The 24,583-nt window shown below is 56.3% G+C and carries 20 protein-coding genes; 14 read left to right on the top strand and 6 right to left on the bottom strand.

Annotated elements, in window-relative coordinates:
• The first annotated feature begins 22 nt into the window (after nucleotides 1-22).
• Together MDHKLMBL_RS17405 and MDHKLMBL_RS17410 are read left to right on the top strand one after the other, a co-directional pair.
• Nucleotides 23-343: a hypothetical protein gene (locus MDHKLMBL_RS17405; protein ID WP_241956265.1), complete on the top strand. Its 321-nt coding sequence runs from the start codon at nucleotides 23-25 to the stop codon at nucleotides 341-343.
• Nucleotides 344-657: 314 nt separating this feature from the next.
• The gene (locus MDHKLMBL_RS17410) at nucleotides 658-4,002 is read left to right on the top strand and encodes a LamG-like jellyroll fold domain-containing protein (protein WP_158254291.1); all 3,345 of its coding nucleotides are present in this window, start codon (nucleotides 658-660) and stop codon (nucleotides 4,000-4,002) included.
• A gap of 61 nt (nucleotides 4,003-4,063) precedes the next feature.
• Here the strand turns inward: MDHKLMBL_RS17410 and ntrC are convergent, their stop codons facing one another.
• The 4 genes from ntrC to glnA form a co-directional block, all read right to left on the bottom strand.
• On the bottom strand, nucleotides 4,064-5,491 hold the full coding sequence (gene ntrC, locus MDHKLMBL_RS17415) for a nitrogen regulation protein NR(I) (RefSeq protein ID WP_014575986.1): 1,428 nt from the start codon (nucleotides 5,489-5,491) through the stop codon (nucleotides 4,064-4,066).
• Nucleotides 5,488-6,582, bottom strand: coding sequence for a nitrogen regulation protein NR(II) (gene glnL / locus MDHKLMBL_RS17420; RefSeq protein WP_104271793.1), 1,095 nt, complete (start codon nucleotides 6,580-6,582; stop codon nucleotides 5,488-5,490). The genes ntrC and glnL overlap by 4 nt, the downstream gene beginning before the upstream one ends.
• Nucleotides 6,583-6,835: 253 nt before the next feature.
• Entirely contained in the window at nucleotides 6,836-7,360 is a 525-nt protein-coding gene (locus MDHKLMBL_RS17425) for a DUF4124 domain-containing protein (RefSeq protein WP_088558143.1), read from the bottom strand.
• 174 nt (nucleotides 7,361-7,534) lie between these two features.
• Nucleotides 7,535-8,938 carry a glutamate--ammonia ligase gene (gene glnA / locus MDHKLMBL_RS17430; RefSeq protein ID WP_104271624.1) on the bottom strand — a complete coding sequence of 468 codons (1,404 nt, stop codon included), beginning with the start codon at nucleotides 8,936-8,938 and terminating at the stop codon, nucleotides 7,535-7,537.
• Nucleotides 8,939-9,498: 560 nt separating this feature from the next.
• Here glnA and typA point away from each other — a divergent pair.
• The 6 genes from typA (at nucleotide 9,499) to MDHKLMBL_RS17455 (ending at nucleotide 14,797) form a co-directional block, all read left to right on the top strand.
• Nucleotides 9,499-11,310, top strand: coding sequence for a translational GTPase TypA (typA, locus tag MDHKLMBL_RS17435; RefSeq protein ID WP_008170894.1), 1,812 nt, complete (start codon nucleotides 9,499-9,501; stop codon nucleotides 11,308-11,310).
• Between the two features lie 112 nt (nucleotides 11,311-11,422).
• Complete coding sequence (gene pip, locus MDHKLMBL_RS17440) at nucleotides 11,423-12,385, top strand: prolyl aminopeptidase (protein WP_008170892.1); 963 nt, start codon at nucleotides 11,423-11,425, stop codon at nucleotides 12,383-12,385.
• A gap of 92 nt (nucleotides 12,386-12,477) precedes the next feature.
• Nucleotides 12,478-12,924 (top strand): D-aminoacyl-tRNA deacylase, encoded by a 447-nt coding sequence (dtd, locus tag MDHKLMBL_RS17445; protein ID WP_039881843.1) that lies wholly within the window; start codon nucleotides 12,478-12,480, stop codon nucleotides 12,922-12,924.
• Between the two features lie 498 nt (nucleotides 12,925-13,422).
• Entirely contained in the window at nucleotides 13,423-13,545 is a 123-nt protein-coding gene (locus MDHKLMBL_RS21300; RefSeq protein ID WP_008170889.1) for a hypothetical protein, read from the top strand.
• 25 nt (nucleotides 13,546-13,570) lie between these two features.
• The gene (locus tag MDHKLMBL_RS21205; protein ID WP_008170887.1) at nucleotides 13,571-13,840 is read left to right on the top strand and encodes a hypothetical protein; all 270 of its coding nucleotides are present in this window, start codon (nucleotides 13,571-13,573) and stop codon (nucleotides 13,838-13,840) included.
• A gap of 93 nt (nucleotides 13,841-13,933) precedes the next feature.
• Nucleotides 13,934-14,797, top strand: coding sequence for a CYTH domain-containing protein (locus tag MDHKLMBL_RS17455; RefSeq protein WP_008170885.1), 864 nt, complete (start codon nucleotides 13,934-13,936; stop codon nucleotides 14,795-14,797).
• Here MDHKLMBL_RS17455 and MDHKLMBL_RS17460 read toward each other — a convergent pair.
• Nucleotides 14,791-15,942 carry an ion channel gene (locus MDHKLMBL_RS17460; protein WP_104271626.1) on the bottom strand — a complete coding sequence of 384 codons (1,152 nt, stop codon included), beginning with the start codon at nucleotides 15,940-15,942 and terminating at the stop codon, nucleotides 14,791-14,793. The genes MDHKLMBL_RS17455 and MDHKLMBL_RS17460 overlap by 7 nt on opposite strands.
• An 80-nt stretch (nucleotides 15,943-16,022) precedes the next feature.
• Between MDHKLMBL_RS17460 and glnE the strand changes: the two genes are divergently transcribed.
• The 3 genes from glnE to MDHKLMBL_RS17475 all read left to right on the top strand — a co-directional run bounded on the left by glnE (nucleotide 16,023) and on the right by MDHKLMBL_RS17475 (nucleotide 20,428).
• Nucleotides 16,023-18,929 (top strand): bifunctional [glutamate--ammonia ligase]-adenylyl-L-tyrosine phosphorylase/[glutamate--ammonia-ligase] adenylyltransferase, encoded by a 2,907-nt coding sequence (gene glnE / locus MDHKLMBL_RS17465; RefSeq protein WP_104271628.1) that lies wholly within the window; start codon nucleotides 16,023-16,025, stop codon nucleotides 18,927-18,929.
• Nucleotides 18,930-19,006: 77 nt separating this feature from the next.
• Nucleotides 19,007-19,933, top strand: coding sequence for a branched-chain amino acid transaminase (locus MDHKLMBL_RS17470; protein ID WP_104271630.1), 927 nt, complete (start codon nucleotides 19,007-19,009; stop codon nucleotides 19,931-19,933).
• Nucleotides 19,934-20,020: 87 nt separating this feature from the next.
• Nucleotides 20,021-20,428, top strand: a complete 408-nt coding sequence (locus MDHKLMBL_RS17475; RefSeq protein ID WP_104271632.1) for a DUF6165 family protein — start codon at nucleotides 20,021-20,023, stop codon at nucleotides 20,426-20,428.
• Between the two features lie 23 nt (nucleotides 20,429-20,451).
• On the opposite strand, the gene MDHKLMBL_RS17480 is transcribed toward MDHKLMBL_RS17475, so the two are convergent.
• Nucleotides 20,452-21,510 carry a glycosyltransferase family 9 protein gene (locus MDHKLMBL_RS17480; protein ID WP_104271634.1) on the bottom strand — a complete coding sequence of 353 codons (1,059 nt, stop codon included), beginning with the start codon at nucleotides 21,508-21,510 and terminating at the stop codon, nucleotides 20,452-20,454.
• A 157-nt stretch (nucleotides 21,511-21,667) separates the two neighbouring features.
• Here MDHKLMBL_RS17480 and MDHKLMBL_RS17485 point away from each other — a divergent pair, with 157 nt between their 5' ends.
• From MDHKLMBL_RS17485 to MDHKLMBL_RS17495, 3 genes are read left to right on the top strand one after another with little or no spacing between them, the layout of a single operon-like run.
• A complete protein-coding gene (locus tag MDHKLMBL_RS17485) occupies nucleotides 21,668-22,384 on the top strand; it encodes a 3-deoxy-D-manno-octulosonic acid kinase (RefSeq protein WP_104271636.1) in 717 nt (238 codons plus the stop codon).
• Complete coding sequence (locus tag MDHKLMBL_RS17490) at nucleotides 22,381-23,499, top strand: glycosyltransferase family 4 protein (RefSeq protein WP_104271638.1); 1,119 nt, start codon at nucleotides 22,381-22,383, stop codon at nucleotides 23,497-23,499. Before MDHKLMBL_RS17485 ends, MDHKLMBL_RS17490 begins: the two co-directional genes overlap by 4 nt.
• Complete coding sequence (locus MDHKLMBL_RS17495; protein ID WP_104271640.1) at nucleotides 23,500-24,579, top strand: CDP-glycerol glycerophosphotransferase family protein; 1,080 nt, start codon at nucleotides 23,500-23,502, stop codon at nucleotides 24,577-24,579.
• Nucleotides 24,580-24,583 lie beyond the last annotated feature (4 nt).

Genomic DNA, 24,583 nt, shown 5'->3' on the forward strand with positions numbered 1-24,583 from the left:
TTTGGCTTTACTCGTCGTTGTCATGGCTCAGCTGCAGCAGAGCAGCGGCGAAGCGATCAGCCTGCAGGTTCAGTCCCAACGCGCCCTGTTTGCGGCAGAGAGTGGCGCCCAGGTCGCAGTGCGGGAGGCTCTTGAGGGAGGCGCGTGCAGCTCGGTAACGACGCCTAAAACCTTCTCGGTCAGCGGCCTCTCAGGTTGCCGCGCAGTTCTGGCCTGTGAGTCGGTTACCGCTGAGCTGAATGGTAGCGCTCCGCTGGAGGAGATCTTTACCCTGACCAGTGCCGGACAGTGTGGTACCGGCATTGATCGTGCGGAGCGAGTGGTGGAGGTTAAGGTTCGATGAGAACTAATTGTGGTGCCCCTCGAAGCGGATTAAAAAAACCAGCTTCGATCGTCTTCCTGTTGCTGATGGTGGCTGCGCCCCAATGGGCTTATGCGGCTTGTTCTGAGTTTGCGGGTCTGGCGACCATTAACGAAATATCGGAAAAAGATGGCTTTATAGAGATTAAGTTGCTCTCTTCCAGCGTCGAGCCATCTGAGTATTCCTCCTGGCAGCTTCAGTTTTGTTCAACGGACGGCAAAAACAATCCTACGATTTCCTGCAGCGGCGCGCGGTCTCTCTCATTGGCGGACCGCGGCGATTCACCGTGGTTGATCATGGGTGGTAGTGCGCTCGGAAACACAGACATAAATCTGGCGGGCATGGATGCGAGGCTTTCCGATGCAGCCGGTAACACCATTGATTACGTACAGGTTGGCAACTCCGTCTCTGGCTCACAGGATACCTCCTGTGCTTCCAGTCCTGACCACCTGCCTTTTGATACCTATTTGCCTCTTGTGGGAGGGGAAAGTGGCAAGTATGCCCGTAGGCTTCCTGATGGTACCGGGGCCTGGAGCCTGAGCTCCGGGGCTTCTGATGGAAAGGATACGGAAGGGGATACCAATGAGGGTGCCATCCCAGGGCCTGACATCAGCGTTGAAAGCGCGACTGTGTTTCAGGGGCAGACCGCCAGGTTTAAGGTTACCCTCGATGCCGTTGCCGGCCAGGATTTGTCGATTGGTTATCAGACGCGAGACAGCTCCGCGACCGCTGGCACTGACTACAGTGCACGCTCCGGAATCGTGGCAATTCCAGCTGGCCAGGATCAGGCCATTATCAATGTGCCAACATTGCAGTCCGGAAGTCTTGAAGAACGCCAATTCTTTCTGGAACTCACGTCGGCGCAGGACAGCTCTGGAGATCGCTATGGCGTGTTCAGATCCCAGATTGGGGTTGGCACCATTCTCCCCGCGTCGGTTGCCGATTGGCATCTGGACAATGGCCCCTGGAATGGATCCGCCGGTGAGGTTCTTGATGCTTCCGGAAATGGACTTCATGGACGAGCTTCAGGCCCGCCAAATTTTTCCACACAAAGTCCAGCGCGTCCTGGAAGCCCGGGAACCTGCGGATATGCGCGTTTTGACTCTACCAACAATGACTATATCGAGATCGGTGACCAGCCTGCATTGGATCTTTCAGGACCCCTGACCATCAGCGCCTGGATAAATCCAGCGAGCTTCCCGCGTTCTGGCATTCGAACCATCGTCTCCAAAGACGAGAACTTCGAGTTCCACATCGATTCCAGCCGCGAGATCTACTGGTGGTGGCGAACCGACAATGGTCGCACCTATTCGTTCACCACAAACGGCGCCAATCTGACAGACAACCGTTGGTACCATGTTGCTGTTGTCTACGAGGTTGGGCGTCAGGCCATATATATCGATGGTGTGGAGTCGGGATCAGCCAGTTGGTCGGGAAATCTGATGACCAACAATGACCCCTTCCATATCGGGCAGGATCAGTTTTTCGGAGGGCGTTACTTCGATGGACTGATTGATGAGGTTACGGTTTTCAGTGCTGCTTTTGACAACGAAGGAATCGAGCAGCTATACCGTCGGGTGCGGCCTTGTGGCTTCAATCAGCTGGATCGTTTTGAGGTGTCGGTGCCAGCAACGGGCAGTGTTTGTGAGGGGGCCGAAGTAATTGTCAGGGCTCTGGACCAGCGTGGCGATCTGATCACAGGGTATGAAGGTACTGTCTCTCTGAGTACTAGTTCTGGCCGTGGGAATTGGGGCGGCAGCTCTGCGCAACTGACAGATCCCCCCCTGGGGACCCTCTCGCCAAGTCCAGATACGGATAATGACGGCCGGGTAGCCTACAGTTTCTCCAGCGCAGATAACGGTACGGTGTCTTTGCTTCTGGAAAGCGCGTCAGCAGATGAACTGACGGTGCTGGCGGAAGATCTGGCAAGTGGTCGAGGTGGTCGTTCCGGGCCGGTACAGTTCCTCGAAAATGCCTTCGTCATTGAGACCAACGATACCAATAACCTCGATATCGTGGCCGAAAGGAATCATGACTTTTTGGTCCGGGCGGTTCGCAGGGACCAGACCACCGGCGAATGTGGACTGGTAACGGATTATGATGGTTTGATTGATCTTAAAGCATGGCTCTCACGAACAGGCGATGATCCCGGCGGGGCTGCACCAGAGATCCAAAGCAGCGCGGGTGCTGGGGTGCCTGGGGATTCCTGGCCCGCCACCGACAACGTTACGCTTGCTTTTAGTAGCGGTACCGCGGGCTTTTCACTTTTAACCAGCGATGTCGGCCAGTATCGACTGAACCTTTTGGACGACACGTCCGGGACTTTGGTCGATGCATCCGGAGACCCGCTGCCTGTGTCTGGAGTCGGGGGGCAGTGGACGGTCAGACCCGATCGATTCGCTCTTGTTGTCACGGGTAATCCTGCGGCTAACTCTGCTACGGGAGATGTTTTCAGGGCAGCAGGAGAAACATTTGAGCTGGGTATGTCCGCATTGGGAGCTGCTGGCAATGCCCTCGTCAGCTACGGGCAGGAAGGTTCGTCGCAGGGGGCTGAGCTGACTCACAATCTGCTCCAGCCTGTTGGTGGCGAGAGTGGAACCTTGTCAGGATCTCTGCAGGTGCCAGGTAACGTTTTCAGTGCCGGAACTGCAACGATCAGTGATCTGAGCTGGAACGAGGTCGGCATTCTGGAACTGGTGGCGATTAACCAGTCCTACCTCGGTGTGTCCCCGGGTTTCAACGGAGTTTCCGGGAACGTGGGACGTTTTGTGCCGGATCGGTTCGAGATTACCGTTTTGTCGGGAGAGCTGGATCCTTTCTGCGACTCAGGCACGCCTTTTCTTTATGCAGGTCAGCCTACCGGTTGGCTGATCCCGCCGGAATTATTGATCGAGGCCAAAGGTCCCGGAACCTACACTGCCCGGAACTACACCGAAAGCGGTTTCATGAAGCTGTCCCCGGGTTCCGTCCTTCGCAGCGGCCCCGTCAAAGACAACAGTGCCACAGATAGCACGGGTGCAGACTACCCGATCACGTCATCAATTGAGGCGGGCTTGGTTTCAGTCGCTGCACCCGGCGTGGTTTCGTATGCCTTTTCAACAGCAGATCAAATCCGGTACCAAAAAACCAACGCGTCGCGAATTGCTCCCTTTGCCCCGGATCTGACCGTGTTAGTGGATTCGGTACAGGATTCAGACAGTGTGTCAGCATCTTCAGTGCCCGTTTCGGTGAACCCGTCGGCGCCTATGGAGCTCAGATATGGCGCCTGGAGCATGGAAAACGTCTATGGCCCCGAGAATGTAGCGGCCCTCTCAATGCCTTTCAGCGCAGAATTCTGGAATGGAACTCGTATGGTGACAAACCAGGATGATAACTGCTCTGCCTGGTCGACGGCATCGATATCGGATCTTGAGGCGCACCATACGCTGGTCTCCGGGGCCGGCACCTTGTCCGGAGGTATCGGTGGTCCGCTCACCCTGCAACCGAACGGTACGCAAGGCACAGATACCCTTGTTTGGGACATTCCGCTCTGGCTTGAAGAGGACGAGGACGGTGATGGCGTGTTGGATAACCCCAGCGCCCTGGCAACCTTCGGCGTCTATCGGGGCCACGACAGAGTGATCTACTGGCAGGAACGATAAAAAAGGGCAGGACCTGAGTCCTGCCCCAAAGCATCAACGAACCCCGGCGGCTCGCCAATCGTCAGTCGTCTTCGTGTTCCGGATGATCCATCCCCAGTTCGTTGATCTTCCGGGTCAGCGTATTCCGTCCCCAGCCCAGCAGTATTGAGGCATCACGGCGTCTGCCGCCGGTGTGCTTCAGGGCAGTCTCGATCATGATTTTCTCGAACTCGGGCACGGCCGTATCGAGAATGCCTTTCTTGCCCCGCTTGAGTTCCTGTTCGGCCCAGTTTTTAAGGCCTTCCTGCCAGGTTGTCCCGGTGGTCGGTGTTTCTGCCTGGTGCAGCAATTCCGGGGGCAGGTCATCAATGTGGATCTCGCGACCGCTGGCCATGACGGTCAGCCAGCGGCAGGTGTTCTCCAGCTGGCGGACGTTGCCCGGCCAGGGCAGGGTGGTCAGGTATTCTTCCGCTTCTTCGCGCAGGATCTTCGGCTCAACGGCCAGCTCTTTTGCGGCCCGTTTCAGGAAGTGCTGCATCAGGCGGGGGATGTCTTCCCGGCGCTCGGCCAGCTTGGGCAGGTGCACGCGAATAACGTTCAGGCGGTGGAAGAGGTCTTCACGGAAGGTGCCCGCCTGGACCAGCTTTTCCAGATCCTGGTGCGTTGCCGCGATGATGCGCACATCCACCTTTATCGGGGTGGTGCCACCTACGCGGTAGAACTCGCCATCGGCCAGAACCCGCAATAGTCGGGTCTGGGTGTCCGCGGGCATGTCGCCGATTTCATCGAGGAACAGGGTGCCGCCGTTGGCCTGTTCAAAACGACCCTGTCGGGCGGCGCCGGCACCGGTAAAGGCGCCTTTTTCGTGGCCAAACAGTTCGGATTCAATCAGATCTTTGGGGATGGCGGCCATGTTCAGGGCAATGAACGGGTGGTTGGCCCTGGGGCTGTGGTTATGCAGTGCCTGAGCCACCAGCTCCTTGCCTGTACCGCTCTCGCCGTTGATCAGCACGGTAATATTGGAGTGGGACAGCCTGCCAATGGCGCGGAAAACTTCCTGCATGGCCGGTGCTTCACCAATAATTTCGGCGTTTCGCTGGGCCATCTCGGCCTGAGGCTCACCACTGGCCCGCTTCTCGTGGCTATGGGCCACAGCGCGTTTGACCAGCGCCACGGCGTCATCCACATCGAAGGGCTTGGGAAGGTATTCAAACGCGCCGGTCTGGTAGCTGGTCACCGCGCTCTCGAGGTCCGAGTGGGCGGTCATTATGATCACGGGCACGTCCGGGTGAACGTCGACAATCTGGGAAAGCAGGGTGATGCCGTCAACGCCGGGCATGCGGATATCGCTGACGATGGCATCCGGCTGTTCGTGCTCCAGCCGCATCATGATGCTTTCACCACTGTCAAAAACTCGGGGCTGCATACCGGCCTGGTTAAGGGCGCGCTCCAGCACCCAGCGAATACTGCGGTCGTCGTCTATGATCCAGACGTTCGCCGGTTGGCTCATGGGGTGTCCTCCAGAGGCAGGAAGATTATGAAGTCGGTTCGGCCTGGTTCGCTTTCGCATTCAACCAGTCCGCGGTGTTGACCGATGATGCTCTGGGTGATGGAAAGCCCCAGACCGGTGCCACTGGCACGGCCACTGATCATCGGATAGAAAATGTTCTGCACCAGCTCCGGCGGAATTCCGGGTCCGTTGTCGATCACGTCGACCCGACACACCAGTTTGTGGCGGCGGTTGCCAATGGTGAACTGACGCAGGGTGCGGGTGCGGAAGGTAATGGTCGGAGGTTCTTCAGAGCTGTGACCGCCCTGGTTTTCAAAAGCCGCCTCCATCGCGTTCCGGGCAATATTCAGGAACGCCTGAATGAGTTGTTCCTTGTCGCCCTTGAACTCGGGAATGCTGGGGTCGTAATCCCGTTCGAAATTCAGTCGCCCTTTGCTTTCCGCCTCGAGCAGGGTGCCCACTCTTTCCAGGATTTCATGGATGTTGGTCGGCGCCAGCTTCAGTGCCTTGTTGGGGCCCAGCATCCGGTCAACAAGGCTTCTGAGGCGGTCCGCCTCGTCAATGATGACCCGCGTGTACTCCCGCTGGTCTTCACTGCTGAGTTCCCGGTCAAGCAGCTGGGCTGCGCCCCGAATGCCGCCCAGCGGATTCTTGATCTCGTGGGCCATGCCCCGCACCAGAATACGGGTGGTCTCCTGCTGGGAGATGATGTCTTCCTCACGGCTGATCCGCATCAGCCTGTCCCTGGGCTGGATTTCGATCAGCAGTTCCGTCGGCTCCAGGCTGATAGGCGTTACGGAATAATCCACAGTAAGTCGTGAACCGCTCGTGAGCAGAAACTCAGCTTCTCTGCGAGTGTAGGATTGCCCGTTCCGAACGGCGGCGAAAAGGGTTTTCAGGGCGTCTTCGGATTCGACCAGAATATCCTGGAAAGGTTGGCCCTGGCTGCGGGTCATGCTGGTTTCGAACAGGCTTTCTGCGGCCGGGTTGAGGTACTGGATAGCCAGGCTATCCTCGAGCACCAGAACAGCCGTGGTAAGGCTGTCGAGAATGCTCTTGTATCCCGTTTGATGGGCCGAGGGCAGTGCCATGCGTGAATCCCGTTGGTTCGACATAAAGTGACTTCCGGAGTTTTGCAAAAAGCGAACCACTTTGAGCCAGGTTCACAAATGAGTGGGCAAAGTGCGGGCAGAGGGGCCTATTGGCGCTGAAAAGTGCCGTAAGCTGGTGCAAATCGGGAGCATGCCTCTGAGCAGCCCGGTATATTCGCCCCGTTGCTGATCAGAGTATGGCTTTTTTCTGGTGCGCGCGCACCACAATAGTGCGCGTAGCCGGTTGGCAGGGTCAGTTCAAAGCGGAAGGGCGGTGAACAGTAAATGTGATCGGAGAGCCGGTTTTCACCTGAACCCCGTTTTCATCCACGATGTGTGCGCGAGCTTCATGGGTTCCACGGAACACGTTGTTGACGGTAATTGAGCCGGAGGAGCTCTGACCGACAGGCTGGCCGTCGAGGGTCACCTCGTATTTGTGGCCTGGCTGCAGGCCAGGGGTGCTGCGAACTTCGAACTGAACATCGCCGCTGCCACTGTGGAACGCCTGGTTGTTATCCGGATAGACGAAAGAAACGCTTTCGTAGGCAGCGCCTTCCCGCTGAACTTCTTCCCGGAGCTTGTCGGTTTCCTGGACCACCTCTGGCTTGGGCAGGGTGATTGTGGTGACCGGCTTGACCTCTACCGTTTCAGAGCCTTCGCTGGGCTCGTCAGAGTAGGTCACGTTGCCGTAGGAATCGACATTGCGGTAAACCTCGGCAAAAACCGGAGTTACCAGAAAAAACAGAAGGCCGGCACACAATCCAGACTTTGGATTCATAAGCTCACCTGTTATTGGGTTTCCCCGATTATCGGCGGGGCCCGGGGTGTTTTCAACGCCTGTCGCCCGGATGTTGGTTACATATCGTTAAGGGCTGCAGGCACTGTGCTTTCGCTCACAAAAAAGCCCCGCACAGGGGCGGGGCTTGTCTGCTGGTCCTCTGGGAAGAGGTTATTAGCAGGAGTAGTACAGGTCGAACTCAACCGGGTGAGTGGTCATATTCAGTTTCTCGACTTCACCGCGCTTCAGATCTACATAGCCCGCGATCATGTCTTCGGTGAATACGCCGCCGCGAGTCAGGAACTCGTGATCTGCTTCCAGGCAGTCCAGAGCTTCGGACAGAGTCTCGGCAACCGTCGGGATGCTCAGCGCCTCTTCTTTCGGCAGGTCGTACAGATCCTTGTCCATGGCATCGCCAGGGTGGATCTTGTTCTGGATGCCGTCCAGGCCGGCCATCATAAGCGCTGCGAAGGCCAGGTACGGGTTGGCAGACGGGTCAGGGAAGCGAACTTCGATACGACGCGCCTTCGGGCTGTTCACGTACGGGATCCGGATAGAGGCTGAGCGGTTACGGGCAGAGTAGGCCAGCATAACCGGCGCTTCGAAGCCCGGAACCAGACGCTTGTATGAGTTGGTGGAGCTATTGGTGAAGGCGTTGATGGCCTTGGCGTGCTTGATAACACCACCAATGTAGTACAGAGCGGCTTCGCTCAGGCCAGCGTAGCTGTCACCGGCGAACAGGTTCTTGCCGTCTTTGCTCAGGGACATGTGAACATGCATGCCGGAACCGTTGTCGCCGACAACCGGCTTGGGCATGAAGGTGGCAGTCTTGCCATAGGCATGAGCAACGTTGTGCACGCAGTACTTGAGGATCTGAACTTCGTCAGCCTTTTTGGTCAGCGTGTTGGCGCCAACACCGATTTCACACTGGCCGGCGGTGCCGACTTCGTGGTGGTGTACTTCGATGTCCAGGCCCATGGATTCCATGGCGGCACACATGGCGCCACGCAGGTCGTGCAGGCTGTCCACCGGGGGAACCGGGAAGTAGCCGCCTTTTACGCCCGGGCGGTGACCGATGTTGTTGCGGTCGAAATCTTCGCCGGAAACCCAGGCAGCTTCTTCAGAGTGGATGTGGTACATCGCGCCCTGCATGTCTACGTTCCACTTTACGGAGTCAAACACGAAGAATTCCGGCTCCGGGCCGAACAGCGCGCCGTCGGCGATGCCGGTGGACTTGAGGTATTCTTCTGCACGACGGGCAACAGAGCGCGGATCACGCTCGTAACCCTGCATGGTAGAAGGCTCTACGATGTTGCAGGTGATGTTCACGGTGGTTTCTTCGGTGAACGGATCGAGTACAGAGGTCTCGTCGTCCGGCATCAGGATCATGTCGGATTCGTTGATGCCTTTCCAGCCCGCAATAGAGGAGCCGTCAAACATTTTGCCGTCTGCGAAAAAGTCTTCATCTACTTCGGTGGCAGGCAGTGTTACGTGCTGCTCTTTACCGCGGCTGTCAGTGAAGCGCAGGTCAACCCATTTGACTTCGTGTTCTTTGATCAAATCAACTGTCTTGGACATTGTGCATGCTCCGTAAGTTATACCGCACAGGCGGCTGTATTCATGTTCGTGGCGCCGGATCGCCCGGGCTAACGGGTTCCGATCTGTTTCTCAGGTTCGCGCAGCTTAGCAAATGCTGTTGCGTCTTACCTGTAAATTTCGGCTGATTTCGATAAAGCAAGGCGCTTGCCAATTTTTAGGGCATGCTCCAGAACAGCGCAACTGCAAGGGTTTGGGGCATATTGGAACGAGAATGCTCGCCCTGTGGCGAAAACCTGCACTCAAATGGTGCACCTTGTTGGTGCGTTTATTGGATTTTTGCCCTGATCAGGTGCATCCGTTCCGAATATAGAATAGGCGTTTTTCTTCATATTAACGACACCGACTTTTCGCTATACTGCGCGCCGCTTCATTTTTTACCCTGTCATTTCTTGATCGTGGATCGGAAAGCACCATGCAGGGTGCCGGGCAGCCAGCTCCGGTGAATGAGTTCATTTTACGGATTTGAGACGGCATGTGCTGGGATTCTCCCTGCGATAGACCTTCTCAGGTCATTGAGTGCATGCCGCAGGAATATTTTTGTGATTGAAAAACTTCGTAATATCGCCATCATCGCCCACGTTGACCATGGTAAGACTACCCTCGTAGACCAGCTCTTGCGCCAATCCGGCACCCTGGATCGGAAGGAGCTCGATAGCGAGCGGGTCATGGATTCCAACGATCAGGAAAAAGAACGGGGCATTACCATTCTGGCCAAGAACACGGCCCTGAAATGGAACGACTACGATATCAATATTGTGGACACCCCGGGCCACGCTGATTTCGGCGGTGAGGTTGAGCGAGTCATGAGCATGGTCGATTGCGTGCTGCTGGTGGTTGATTCCATTGACGGCCCCATGCCTCAGACCCGGTTTGTTACCCAGAAGGCATTTGCCGCGGGCCTGCGCCCGATCGTCGTGGTTAACAAGATTGACCGTCCCGGCGCTCGTCCAGACTGGGTCGTGGACCAGGTATTCGACCTGTTTGACAACCTGGGAGCCACTGATGAGCAGCTGGACTTCCCGATTGTGTTTGCCAGCGCTCTGAACGGCATTGCCGGGATGGATCACGAAAACCTGGATGACAACATGGATGCCGTGTTCCAGGCGATTGTTGACCACGTGCCGGCGCCGAACGTGGATCCGGATGGCCCGTTCCAGATGCAGATCTCCCAGCTGGACTACAACAGCTTCCTCGGTGTGATCGGTATTGGTCGTATCATGCGCGGTAAGGTCAAGACCAATTCGCCGGTAACCGCCATTGGCGCCAACGGCAAGAAGCGTAACGGCCGTATCCTCAAGATCATGGGACATTCCGGTCTTCAGCGTGTTGAAGTCGAAGAAGCTCAGGCTGGCGACATCGTCTGTGTCAGTGGCATGGACGAGCTGTTTATCTCTGACACTCTTTGTGATCAGGCCAACGTTGAAGCTCTGCCGGCACTGACGGTGGATGAGCCGACCGTGTCCATGACCTTCCAGGTCAACGATTCGCCTTTTGCCGGCAAGGAAGGCAAGTACGTCACCAGCCGGAACATCAAGGAGCGCCTTGAAAAGGAGCTGCTGCACAATGTGGCGCTGCGTGTTGAAGAGGGCGACTCCGCGGACAAGTTCAAGGTATCCGGTCGTGGCGAGTTGCATCTGTCTGTACTGATTGAAAACATGCGTCGCGAGAACTTTGAGCTGGCGGTTGGTCGTCCGGAAGTTGTTATCCGCGAAGTTGACGGCGTGAAGCAGGAGCCTTACGAGAACGTCATTGTTGATATCGAGGAGCAGCATCAGGGTGCCGTCATGGAGCAAATGGGGCTGCGTAAAGGCGACCTGACCAATATGGTTCCGGATGGCAAGGGCCGGATGCGTTTGGACTATACCATTCCAGCCCGGGGCCTGATTGGTTTCCGGAACACCTTCCTTACCATGACTTCAGGCACTGGCATTCTGACTTCGACTTTCAGCCACTACGGCCCGATCAAAGTTGGCGATGTAACCAGTCGCCAGAACGGTGTCATCGTTTCTATGGCTACGGGTACCGCTTTTACCTACTCTCTGGAAACCCTGCAGAGCCGTGGCAAGCTGTTCCTGGATCCGGGGCAGGAAATTTATGAAGGGCAGTTGTGTGGTATTCACAGCCGGGACAACGACCTGGTGGTCAACCCCACCAAGGCCAAAAAGCTCGACAACATGCGGGCCTCTGGCAAGGATGAAGTCATTGGTCTCGTGCCGCCGATCAAGTTCACCCTTGAGCAGGCGCTTGAGTTTATTGATGACGACGAGCTGGTTGAGGTAACGCCGAAGTCCATCCGGCTGCGCAAGAAACTTCTGACCGAAAACGAGCGCAAGCGCGCCAACAAGAAGTAACCGCCCGGCTCTTATCGAGCATGGGTAACAAGGGCTGGATGAATCTTTCATCTGGCCCTTTTTTTATGGTGTTAAGCTAAACTCCGGTTAAATCCTTCACGCGGAGCGTTTCATGCTCACCCTCTACCCGGAAATCAAGCCCAATGCCCAGCATCGCATAGCCGTTGATCCTCCCCATGAACTCTACGTTGAGGAAAGCGGGAACCCGGACGGGATACCTGTCCTGGTGGTCCACGGCGGCCCCGGTGGCGGCTGTGAAGACTACCATCGGCGCTTTTTCGACGCTGAGAGATTCCGGATCATTCTGATGGATCAGCGCGGCGCCGGGCGGTCCAGCCCCCTGGCAGAGCTCGAAGGCAACAGCACGGACAAGCTGGTTGAAGACATGGAAGTGGTACGTTCGTTTCTCGGTATCGACAAGTGGCTTCTATTTGGTGGCAGTTGGGGGGCGACTCTCAGCCTGGTATACGCCGAGGCCCATCCGGAAAGGGTGTCGGGACTGGTTCTTCGTGGGATTTTTCTCTGTCGGCCGCGGGATATTCACTGGTTTTATCAGGAGGGGGCGAGCCGGGTGTTCCCGGATTACTGGTCTGACTTCGAGGCGCAGATTCCGGAAGCCGACCGGGCTGACATGGTTTCGGCCTACTATCGCAAGCTGACCAGTTCCAACGAGCTGGAGCAGATCCAGGCGGCCAAGGCCTGGTCGGTCTGGGAGGGCAGGTGTGCGACGCTGCACCCGAACCCGAGGGTCGTTGAGCACTTTGGCCATCCTCATGTGGCCATCGCCCTGGCCCGCATTGAATGCCACTATTTCATGAATTCGGCCTTTCTCGAGCCGGACCAGATCATTCGCGATGCAGGCCGCCTGGCGGACATTCCCGGAATAATCGTCCACGGCAGATACGATATGGTCTGCCCTCTGGAGAATGCGCTGGCACTCAGCAAGGCCTGGCCGGAAGCGGAATTCCAGATCATTCGCGACGCCGGCCACTCGGCTTCCGAGCCGGCGATTGTTGATGCCCTCATTCGCGGTGTTGAGTCCGTTGTCGCGAAAACTGAAAAAAGTGCTGGCTGAATCCCGTTTTCAGGGTTGCGGCCCGTAATGGCCACGGATACACTCTTGCCCGATCTTAATGTTCGCCTGTTCAAACGTCCTCAAGGCAGTGAATGAAAGGATTGATCCAGCGAGTGTCGCAAGCCAGTGTTACCGTGGACGGTGAGCAGATAGCCTCGATCGACACAGGCCTTTTGCTGTTGCTGGGTGTGGAAAAGGGAGATAGCGAGCACGAGGCAAGGGAGCTTTGCCGAAAAATTCTCACTTATCGTGTGTTTCCCGATGAGACTGGCCGGATGAATCGTAGCCTGCTGGATATCGGTGGTTCCCTTCTTGTTGTTTCCCAGTTTACTTTGGCGGCGGATACGTCCTCCGGAACCAGGCCGGGCTTCTCTCTTGCAGCGGGGCCGGATGCCGCCAACACGCTGTATGAACGGTTTGTGGTAGAAGCACGTTCCGGTTTGGGGCCGGAAAAGGTGGGTGAGGGCAGATTTGGCGCAGATATGAAGGTCGGGTTGGTGAATGACGGGCCCGTCACGTTCATGCTCGAGACTCGATAACAGAGTGTATAAGTATTTGCGCTATTGTAGTGCGCGGGTGGTCATGCCGGCCTTTAATGGTGCGGAAATGTCCTCGGAGTCGTTGCGATCCAAGGGTTTTTTCAGTCTAAGTTTTGTTGATAAGGGGTTTGTTAAAATCTGGCCTCGGATTTGATATGCAACTGTAACGCAGCTCACGAGCACAAAATTGCATAAATGATTGCGTTTCTGGTGCCAAAAGAGCTAAAAACGCACTGCAGTTAATTTGCAAAATGAGAATGATTGTATTAAAGCATTTTCATCATCCAGAACTTTAAGAAAGTTCGATAAGTGATTGAGCTGTATAGATCTGGAATCTGCAAGATTTATTCGAAAAAGAAGAAAAGTTACTCCTTTGTCATAAAACTGACATAGGGTGATGCAGAATCGGCCTCATCCAGCCTGACTGGTGAAGCCTTACAAAATCGGGATAAGAACCCGTCGCTAAAACCTGAGTTAACTCAAAAAGGAAGGCGCAACATGAAAAAAACGCTCCTCGCATCTGCTATCGCAGTCGCAACGTTCTCTGGCTCCGCGCTGGCCCAGGAAACCATGTCTGCTTCCGAGCTGGCAGCCAAAATGGATTCCATGCCGACCGTGTAAGGTAACATCCAGTACGTTCTGTACCATGACAGCGTCAAAGGCGGAAGCTCTGAAGTTGAGCACGCTGACAACGGTTCCACCATCGGTGTTTAGCACGACCACGAATTCGCCCCTGGCTGACGACGCCAACGACACTGAAACTTCTACCGTAACCTTCCAGGCTCTGCACAACCTGTCTGACCACATGTATGTGTACTTCGAAGGCTACCTCGGTGGCGGTGACGACGGTGTATACGGCGTTGCTGACGAAAGCGAGCGTTCTATCGCTTCCGTTGGTGGTGTTTACTACTTCTGATCAGCCAATCGGCTAATCCTGTAGTATGAAAACCGGCGACCTCAGGGTCGCCGGTTTTTTGCGTTTATGAATCCCGAAAAATAAGGCATTGGCATGGCAACCGAACTGGAAATCAAGCTCAGTGTTTCTGAGGCCGCACAGGCACAGGCTTTAAAGTGGCTTTCCTCACTTCCTGAAGTCCGAGCTGGAAAAACCAAATCCCTGATCAATCACTATTTCGACACGCCCAATGCCGATCTGAATCGAGCCAAAGCTGCGCTGAGGGTTCGCAAAGCAGGTGATGACTATATCCAGACCCTGAAAACCCGGGGCGAATTCGTTGATGGCGCCCACCGACGCGAGGAGTGGGAGTGGCCTGTATCCAGTCCTGAACTGGCTTTGTCGTTACTGGAAGACACACCGCTGAATGCCGGGTTGGACCTCAGCCGGCTCCAGATTGTGTTTGAAACCAACTTTCAGCGCCAGGTGCTCTGGCTGGAAGAAGGGCAGACTTCCATTGAGATAGCAGTCGATTCCGGCACTGTGGCCGGCAATGATGCCAGGTGGCCGCTCCACGAGGTGGAGTTTGAGCTCAAGAGTGGGGACGACAGCAAGCTGGTGGCTTGGGCGCTCGAGCTGGCCAGGGAAGTGCCGGTTTTCCTGAATCTGGTCAGTAAGGCCGAGCAGGGCTATTTTCTGGCGGGCCTGTATCACCCGGAGCCGGCGCGTAAAAGCGAGGCGCTTTCCATTACCGAATTCCTTCAGGCCTTGAGTGTCTGTTGGTTGCTGGATCAGCCGTTTCCTGCACAGGAATACGACCTGTCGCGCGTCGCAAATGCGGCTGGCGCCGCAGGGTGCGGTGAACTCTGGGAGTGTGTGATGTCTGATCTGGCCACGGGCGCTGCAATTCGTGATCTCGCTGAAGGCTCCACGACGTTGGGTGTCCTCCAGTTACAGCTTGCCACTGCCGGTCAGTAATCGCCGGTTTCCTGATCCGCGGAATGGGCGCGCCACTGCTTCAGGAATGCCCGGTACCGCTCCAGTGCTTCCTGCACCACAGAGACCTCCGGTGTTTCAGAAGATTTAACCAGTACTATCAGCCCCTTGCCTTCGATTTCTTCGTTGGTTGGCGGATGACAGATAACCTCGTCATCTTCATCAATGTAGGCGAGAGCGGTGCCAATGCCATGGCGTACCAGAGCGCTTACGATGTCGGCCCAATTCAGGTCGTCCAGCTGCAAGTCATAACGATGAGGGTGGTCATGCTCGTAGTTGAACATATCTTCCAGCACTTTCTCGGAACCGGGTGCAACCACAGAACGAACCATAATCTCCGGGTATGTTCTCACTGGGCGGAGCACAATGCGCACTCCGAGGGATTTGAAGCGCCCACGGTTCTGGTCGTTTACACACTCGACAATGGTGCGATGGCCCAGATTGATTTCTGTGAGGCGGTGGGCAATATCGAACGTCAGGCTGTCTGAAAATGGGTCCGCTTCGTCTGCGGCCAGCACAATGATATGCCTCGCGCTGCCTGCATGGACGGCCTTCAGCGCCTCTGGATCAAAGCCTGCTCCGTGGTGATGCACCACCCCGATGTCCGAGAGCTCGGTGGGTAGCCCCATTGGAAACTTCCGGGTCAGAATCATGATTGGAATGGTTTCGTACCCTGGAATCTCCCGAATCTGGGAAGCAAATCTCATAAAATACTGGTCGCCGCCGTGCTGGGGCGTGTTAATGATGATGATGTGGTTATTCATTTTATAGATCCACCTTCCCGACAAAATACGTTCCCGGCGGTAGAACCGGTATTCGATATAGTCGCTGACGATCAGTGTCAGCAGCGTAATTGAGGCGATAAACATCAGCACAATGGTGCTGAACCGCCCGATCATCGTCTGGGGTGCGTAATCGCCATAGCCGACCGTTACCAGCGTGGTCATGGTCAGCCAGGCGGCTTCGAATAGTTCCAGGTCCTCGACCGCCCAGATGATCAGGACCTGCACCAATAGCAGTGTTCCCAGGATCGCAAAGAGGCGCTTCATCCGGCTCCGAATCATCCCGCCCATGGGCAGGTGAGTTTGCTGATGCTCCGGATTCAGTGGGCGGCGGTTTCGTTGCATCCGTGTCTGCGGCCTGTTCAGTTGCGGGTAAGTTCGTTATACAGTACCCGAAATATAACAGAGAGACAGGGGTTTGCATTATGTCCGAGCCATGGCACAGCCTTCCGAAACCGCTGGCGGATGATGTCGCCGGGTGCTGGGAATCAGTGTTCCCGGAAGGGGGTCCGGCCTGGTTGACCTCACCGGAGGGTATGGATGACACCTTAGTGGCTACGGCGATCTCCCGCAGTTTGTTCCTTCGCCAGACTCTGGAACGCCATGCCGATCAGGTAGAGGCATTGATGGCCTCTCGTTCGCTGATTGAGCCAACTACTCCGGACTATCTGGAAAGTCGATGGCAGGAGTACCTCTCTGAAGTTGACGGTGAGCCTGGCCTGCATTCGGCCCTCAGACAATTCCGCATGGAGACCCAGTTCCGGATTATATGGCGGGATCTGATGCGATGGGCGGACCTGGCTGAGACCATGGCGGCGACGAGTGTATTTGCCGATATCTGTATTGATGGAGCGCTCAGCTGGCTATACCAGGACGCCTGCGAGCAATACGGTACGCCTCGAGGGGCCGACCCGGTAACCGGCCAGGAAACCGACCAGAAAATGGTGGTGCTGGGTATGGGTAAGCTGGGTGGTCGGGAGCTGAACGTCTCCTCGGACATTGATCTTATCTTTGCCTTTCCGAGCAAGGGGGAAACCGTTGGCGGGCGGCGCTCACTGGATAATCAGCAGTTCTTCGTTCGCCTTGGCCAGCGGCTGATTCAGGCTCTGGACCAGATTACGGCAGACGGTTTTGTGTTCCGGGTGGACATGCGTCTCCGGCCTTATGGCCAGAGTGGCGCGCTGGCGCTGAGTTTTGCTGCTCTGGAAACCTACTATCAGGACCAGGGGCGGGATTGGGAGCGGTACGCCATGGTCAAGGCCCGGGTGGTGGCGGGCGATCAAAGGGCGGGTCAGGTGCTCATGGAGACGCTGCGCCCCTTCGTGTACCGCAAGTACATCGATTTCAGCGCGTTCGAGTCCCTGCGTAGCATGAAGGCCATGATTGGCCGGGAGGTGCGCAGAAAGGGGCTCGAAAACAATATCAAGCTGGGTAGCGGCGGTATCCGAGAGATCGAGTTTGTGGTTCAGGCATTCCAGCTCATTCGCGGTGGCCGGGACAGGGAGCTTCAGCAGCGGGAGCTGCTGGTCATCCTGAAAGAGCTGGAAGAGCTCGAGCTGTTGCCGTCGCCGGTGGTTGGTGAGCTTCGCGACGCCTATGTGTTTCTCAGAAACCTGGAGCATGCGCTCCAGGGTATGGAAGACAAGCAAACCCAGTTGCTGCCGGAAGATGAGCTGTCCCGGGCACGGGTCGCCACAATTATGGATTTCGAGAACTGGCAGGCGTGCGAACAGTGCCTCAGAGAACACCGGGAGCGGGTCGCCACGCATTTTTCCAACATTATTACCACGGAAGATGACGAAGATGAGGGGCAGGGGGCCCTCGAAGAAGGGTGGTTCGAGCTCTGGCTTTCCGAAATGGAAGAGGCGGCCGCCGCCGACTGGCTCAAATCACGGGGCTATGAAGACCCCGGTGCTACGTTGGCGGAGCTGGCTGAACTTCGTGAAAACAGGACTGTTCAGAATCTACAGACCCAGGGGCGCCGGCGACTCAATCAGTTCATGCCCATGCTGCTTGAGGCGCTCACCCAGGTTGATAACCCGTCCGAGACCCTGTCCAGGGTGTTGCAGCTGGTGGAAGCCATACTGCGTCGCACGGCCTACATGGTGTTGCTGCTGGAAAATCCGGGCGCCTGTACCCAACTGGTGCGGTTGTGCAGTGAGAGCCCCTGGATTGCCAGGCAGCTGGCGGAAACACCGCTCCTGCTTGATGAGCTGTTGAACGCCGAGAGCCTGTACAGCCCGCCCGCGAAAGAAGAATTGCAGGATGATTTGCGCCAGCAGATGCTTCGGATTCCGTTTGAGGATCTGGAAGAGCAGATGGAGTCACTGCGGCATTTCAAGAAAGCCCATATCCTGCGGGTTGCGGCGTCCGAACTGAAAGGCACATTACCGTTGATGAAGGTCAGTGACTACCTCACCTGGATCGCCGAGGTTGTTCTGGATCATGTGGTGGACGTAGCCTTCGCCAACCTGGTCAGCCGCCACGGCTATCCGCGCCGGGAAGATGGCTCCGCCTGTGAAACCGATTTTGCCATCATTGGCTATGGCAAGCTGGGCGGGATCGAACTGGGCTATACCTCCGATCTTGACCTGGTGTTTGTGCACAAAGCTGATCCGGAGCTGGCCACCGACGGTGAAAAGCCCATCGACAATGCGGTTTTTTACACGCGGCTTGGGCAAAGGATCGTCCACATCCTCAACACCCAGACGCCCTCGGGGCAGCTTTATGAGGTTGATATGCGCTTGAGGCCGTCCGGTAACTCCGGGCTGCTGGTCAGTACTCTGCAGGCCTTCGAAAAATATCAGCGCGAGGACGCCTGGACCTGGGAGCATCAGGCGCTTGCCCGGGCCCGGGGTGTTGCCGGATGCACGGAGACCCTTGAAGCTTTTGAATCCATACGCCACGAGATCCTTTGTCAGCCCCGTGACCGTGAGAAACTCCGGAACGAAGTGGTCGAAATGCGGGAGAAGATGCGGGCCAGTCTGGCCACGCCGGAAAGCCGGCAGGACGAGGTGTTTCATATCAAGCATGATACCGGCGGCATCGTTGATATCGAGTTTATCGTCCAGTACCTGATGCTGGCGTGGTCCGCTGAGCACCCGGAGCTGACCCAGTGGTCCGATAACATTCGCCAGATGGAGGAGCTGGGGCGCGCCGGGGTGATGGCTGTGGAAGATGCCGAAAAACTCAGGGAAACCTTCATCGCCCTTCGCTCCACCATCCACCGACGGGCGCTCCAGAACCTCAATAGTCAGGTGGAGGGTGATGCCTTCTCACAAGAGCGTGACTACATCCGCGCCATGTGGAAAAAAGTGATGATTGAGGCCTGAGGCAAATTCAATTCCGGCAGATTTTCCTGCTAGAATGCCGGTTCCCCCGAAAAACGCTTTTTTAGGAGCAATGAAGAATGTCGATGGCTGATCGCGATGGCGTTATCTGGATGGATGGTGAAATGGTTCCCTGGCGGGATGCCAAGACCCACGTCCTGACTCACACCCTGCATTACGGCCTGGGCTGTTTTGAAGGTGTGCGGGCCTACAATACCGCGAATGGCCCGGCCATTTTCCGCCTGAAAGAGCACACAGATCGTCTTTTCCGTTCCGCCCACATCCTGAACATGAAGATGCCGTTCAGCAAGGACGAGATCAACGAGGCCCAGCGTGCAGCGGTACGGGAAAACAATCTTGACGAAGCCTACCTGCGCCCAATGGCGTTTCTCGGTTCCGAGGGTATGGGGCTCAGGGCTGATAACTTAAAGGTGCACGTAATGGTTGCGGCCTGGAGCTGGCCTTCCTATATGTCACCGGAATCGAAGGAAATGGGGATCAAGGTGCGCACGTCCTCCTACACGCGCCACCACGTCAATATCACCATGTGCAAGGCCAAGGCGAACGGCAACTACATTAACTCGATGCTGGCCCTGAACGAGGCCATTTCCGGTGGTGCCGAGGAAGCCCTGCTGCTGGACAACGAAGGGTACGTTGCCGAAGGCTCCGGAGAAAACATTTTCATCATGCGTGATGGTGTGCTGCATACGCCTGAACTCACCTCCTGCCTGGAGGGTATTACCCGTGCCACGATCATGGATTTTGCGCGTGAGCTCAACATTCCGATCAAGGAGCGCCGGATTACCCGCGATGAGGTCTACATCGCCGACGAAGCCTTCTTCACAGGCACAGCGGCCGAGGTGCTGCCGATCCGCGAACTGGATGGCCGTGTGATCGGTGCCGGCAAGCGTGGCCCGGTGACCGAGAAGCTTCAGTCTATGTACTTTGATGCAGTCAAGGGCAAGCTGGCCGAGCACAGCGGTTGGCTGACCCACGTAAAAGGCTGATTCCAGAATAACCGCAGGCCGCCGTTTGCTGTTTCAGCCCGGCGGCTTTGTTGTTTAACACACCCTGTTTACTGGCGGGACGAGCAAATGGCAGACGTTATCAAGGTACCGGTATCTTTTGGCGAGGTGCTGGACAAAATCACCATTCTCGAAATCAAGTCCGAGCGCATCAAGGATGAAACGAAGGTCAAGAATGTCCGGCTTGAGCTTGATGAGCTGAGCGCTACCTGGGACCAGGCGGTAAAGGACAAGGCTGCTGAAATCGCCGATCTCCGCAAGCAGCTGAAAGCGGTCAACGAAGAGCTGTGGGTGATTGAAGACGATATTCGGGATCAGGAAGCCGCCCAGGACTTTGGCGCGAGATTTATTGAGCTGGCACGCGCTGTATACGTCACCAATGACAAGCGCGCTGCGATCAAAAAAGAGGTCAACCTGGCCCTGGGGTCTCGTTTCGTGGAAGAGAAGTCCTACCAGGACTACACCGCACGGAAGTGAAATTTTGGGTCAGATGAACGCTTTCATCTGACCCCGCTTTCAGCTTTGGCCACTGGGTTAACTTCAACCCAACGATCCAGCATATCCGTGGCATCTGCAACCGTGATCAGGTCCATCGCCCCCTCGAACTCTGCTTTCGCCCCCCACCGGGCCTGTTCCACCGTTTTGCCGGTAAACTTCTCCAGTGCTTCAGGATACAGGTTCACACACCAGTCCAGAGAATTATAGGGCCCGGAGCGGTAAGGATTGCTTGCGGCAAACAACCCAAGGACATCGGTGCCCACCGCACTGGCGATATGTGCCGGCCCAGTATCGGGCGCTACCACGAGGTCGGCATGGGTCATTAACGCTGTCAGTTGCTTCAGGGTGTCCTTGCCGCAGATGTTGTGCGCTTTTTCCTTCATTGCGGCTTCGATGGCGGCGCAGTACTCTGCCTCGAACGGGGCGGGGCTGCCCACCAGAATCACCTTCATGCCGTGCTTCTGAATTGCGTGATCGGCCAGCTGTGCGTAACGCTCAGCGGGCCAGTTACGCAGTGTGTGGCTGGCACACGGGCTTATTACAAGGTTTTTGCGGTCATTAGCCAGTTGCTCACGCGCAAACTCATGGTCTGAATCCTTCAACGGAATCTGCCAGCGCGGCGGCGCGGCCTTGAGGTCCAAAGGTTCGAGGAAGCTGGCAAGGCAGTCTCGCACGTGCTGCTTCGGTGCCGGTTTGATCCGGTGGTTGATAAACAGGCTGTGAAGATCCTTGCTGCGGGCCTTGTCATAGCCAATCCTGACTCTGGCCGGAATGCAGGCAGCGGCGAGGTTGGCTCGGAAAGCCACCTGCATGTGAAGCAGCGCGTCAAACTTGCGCCCCGTCATTTGTCTGCGAAGCTCAGCGTAGCCTTTGCGACCGGCCTTTTTGTCGAAAATAATGAATTCAACGCCGGGCAGATCGCCAACCAGCTTGGCTTCGATCTTGCCGATAACCCAGGTGATCTTCACGCCGGGAAGCTGCTCCTGGAGGCTCAGCACGACAGGTATTACGTGAGTCACGTCGCCGATGGCGGACAGGCGAAGAATGCAGATGGAGTTCATCAGATATTGATCCGGTTCAGGTTGTGGCCTGGTGCTGTGGAGCTTTGTCGGCATTCATTGGTAAACTGGCCGCCATTCTAACTTACTCGCGCGTTTCCGTCCCGGCGTGAGTGGGTAGTACGTGCCTTCTTTCAATTTCGGTGACCGGGGACCCAGCATGGTGGAGTCTGAAATCTGTATCCGGGAAAGGTCTTCGGCAATGCTGATTCACCCGGATTACGAGGGCAGGGTTACCGAGGACTGGTTCAATTCCGCCTCTTGGGGCAATCAAGCCCGCCCGGTAAGCAGCGGGGGCCGCGGCGGCGCCTGGTTTTTGCAGGCCGGAGAGGACAGACTGGTGCTTCGAGAATATCGCCGGGGCGGGTTGATGGCGAAATTTGCGCGATACGCCTATGCCTTCACCGGCGAGGAGCATGTGCGGTCCTTTGCAGAGTTCCGGTTGCTCAACAAGCTGGTTAGCCAGGGGCTTCCCGTACCCTGTCCTGTTGCGGCCTGGTATCGGAAACTGTCGCCAATTCAGTATCGGGCCGCCATCATCATTGAACGGTTGGAGAACACCACGCCCCTGGCTGACCTTATCTCGGAGCTGGGCAATGAGGCGTGGACGTCCATTGGAGAAACCATTCGTCGATTTCACGACGCCGGCGTCATGCATGCGGACCTGAACTGCTTCAATGTACTGGTCCGGGGCAACGAATACTTTCTGATTGATTTCGACAAGAGCAGGTTGATGACTGGCAGTGCCCCGGCGCGCTGGAAAGAGGCCAATCTTGATCGCTTCTCGCGATCGCTGGTAAAGGTGGCCGGAGAAGACGCACGGGCAAAAGCCTGGAGTTATTTCATGAACGGATACAACAGGGGAATGGCCACTTGACCAATCCACAACAGGGCGGATCGCTTCCGTCGATACTTTGTCTTACGGATGCCTGTGATCGTCCGGAGACTGAACTCTTTATCGGGCTCAGAAAGGCCGGGTTCGACGTCGACGTCATGTGTAACCCCAAGGGCCGGAACTATCGGCGTCTTGTTGACGAGGGCATGGTTGCCTGCCCCATGGCCTTGAAGAACCGCTTTGACAAAGAGGGCACCGAGTCCATCCGCCAACAACTGGCCAAGAAAAACTACGAGGTCATTCATGCTTATAATCCCCGGGCCCTGGCCTGCGGATTACGGGCTTCCCGGGGCACGGATATCAAGATCGTCGCCTATCGTGGTGTGATCGGTAACATCAGTTTTCTCAATCCGGAATCCTGGATTACCTTCCTGCATCCTCGCGTCAGCAAGATTGTCTGTGTCGCTGATGCCATCAAGGATTACCTGGCCAGCCTCCGGTTTCTGTGGATGCACATTCCTGAACGGAAGCTTCAGAGAATCTACAAAGGGCACGACCTGGACTGGTATCAATCGCCCAAGGCCGACCTGACACAGTTTGGTGTTCCGGAAGATGCCTTCGTGGTGTGCTGCACCGGGAGAAATACCCCGAGAAAAGGCTTCGATGACCTGATTGAAGCGATCGATAAGCTGCCTGAGGATGTAGATATACATTTGCTGCTGGTGGGAGACGTTATTGATAACAAAGAGATTCAGGCGCAGGCCGCTGCCACCTCTCACCCCGAGCGGATTCACTTTACGGGTTACCGCAACGATGCGCCGGCCATAGCGGCGGCCAGTGATGTGTTTGTGCTCCCCTCGAAGGAAAGGGAAGGTCTGCCCCGTGCGGTCATCGAGGCGATGGTCTACGGAGTGACGCCGGTAGTGACCAGTGTTGGCGGTATGCCGGAGCTGGTGGAAGATGGCGTCAGCGGTATTGTGGTTGAACCGAAAAATGCTCCCGGGCTTTCAGCGGCTATTGAGCGGCTTTACAGCGATCGTGAATTGGCGGCCTCTCTTGGGCAGGCTGCGAGGCAACGGATAGCCCGGAATTTTCACACCTCACAGACCGTCACTGAGACGGGTGAGCTATACAAATCGCTGACGGGCAGGGCTTGAATGCGCCGGTACCTGTTTTTTGTAAACCAACCCTATTCCTATTCAATACTGCGACCGCTGCAGGAAGAGATACGGCGCCGGGGCGATGAGGCTGCCTGGTTCGTCGCCGGGTGCTCAACAGCTCCACTTCAGGCCGATGAGCGCCGTCTCGTTTCCGTAAAAGAGGTCATGGATTACAACGCGGATGCGACCTTCGTTCCCGGTGATTGGGTGCCCTACTTTTTTCCCGGAATCAAGGTTGAGGTATTCCATGGCATGGCGCGCAACAAGCGGGGCCATAGCAGCGAAGATGAAAGTGACCATTACCGAATTCGGGGATGGTTCGATCTTTACTGTACGCATGCCCTTAAAGACACGGAAAAGTTCCGTGAACTGGCCGAGCGGTACCAGCATTTCGGGGTTGCTCACACAGGTTGGCCAAAGCTCGATCCATTGCTGTCGCGGAATGAAATCGGGAAGAGAAACCGTCTGGAAAATGAGTTGCCGGTTGTTTTTTACGCTTCAACGTTCAGCCGGTCCGTTACGTCAGCTCCGGATTTGGTGGAGAAGATCGGCGAGCTCTCCAGAAGTGGTCGCTGGAAGTTCATTGTAACGCTTCATCCGAAAATGGATCCCGCGGTAGTGGATCAGTATCGCAAGCTGAGTGGCGAGAACCTTCGTTTTGTCGAGAGCGATGAAGATCTGCTGCCTCTGCTGCCGCAGGCTGATGTGATGCTCTGCGACACCTCGTCCATCATGTTCGAGTTCATGTTCCTGGATCGCCCGGTGGTCACATTCAGAACCAAAATGCCGGGGCCTTATCTGATCGATGTTCAGGAAGTGGCGGGCGTTGAGAAAGCTCTGGAAGAGGCGGTGCAGTATCCCGATCCGCTGATGAAAGAAACGCGAGCTCTTTGCGACCAGTTGCACAGTTTCCGGGATGGTCGTTCCAGCAAGCGGGTTCTTGATGCGGTCGAGGATTTCCTGATCAACAAGCTTAGCCAACTCAAGCCAAAGCCGATAAACCTTTTACGCAAACTGAAAGTCCGACGTCGGTTGCGGAAGGAACTTGCACGCATGGCACCTGAAAGCTCAGGATAGACCA

The organism is Marinobacter flavimaris (assembly GCF_002933295.1).
GTDB lineage: Bacteria > Pseudomonadota > Gammaproteobacteria > Pseudomonadales > Oleiphilaceae > Marinobacter > Marinobacter flavimaris.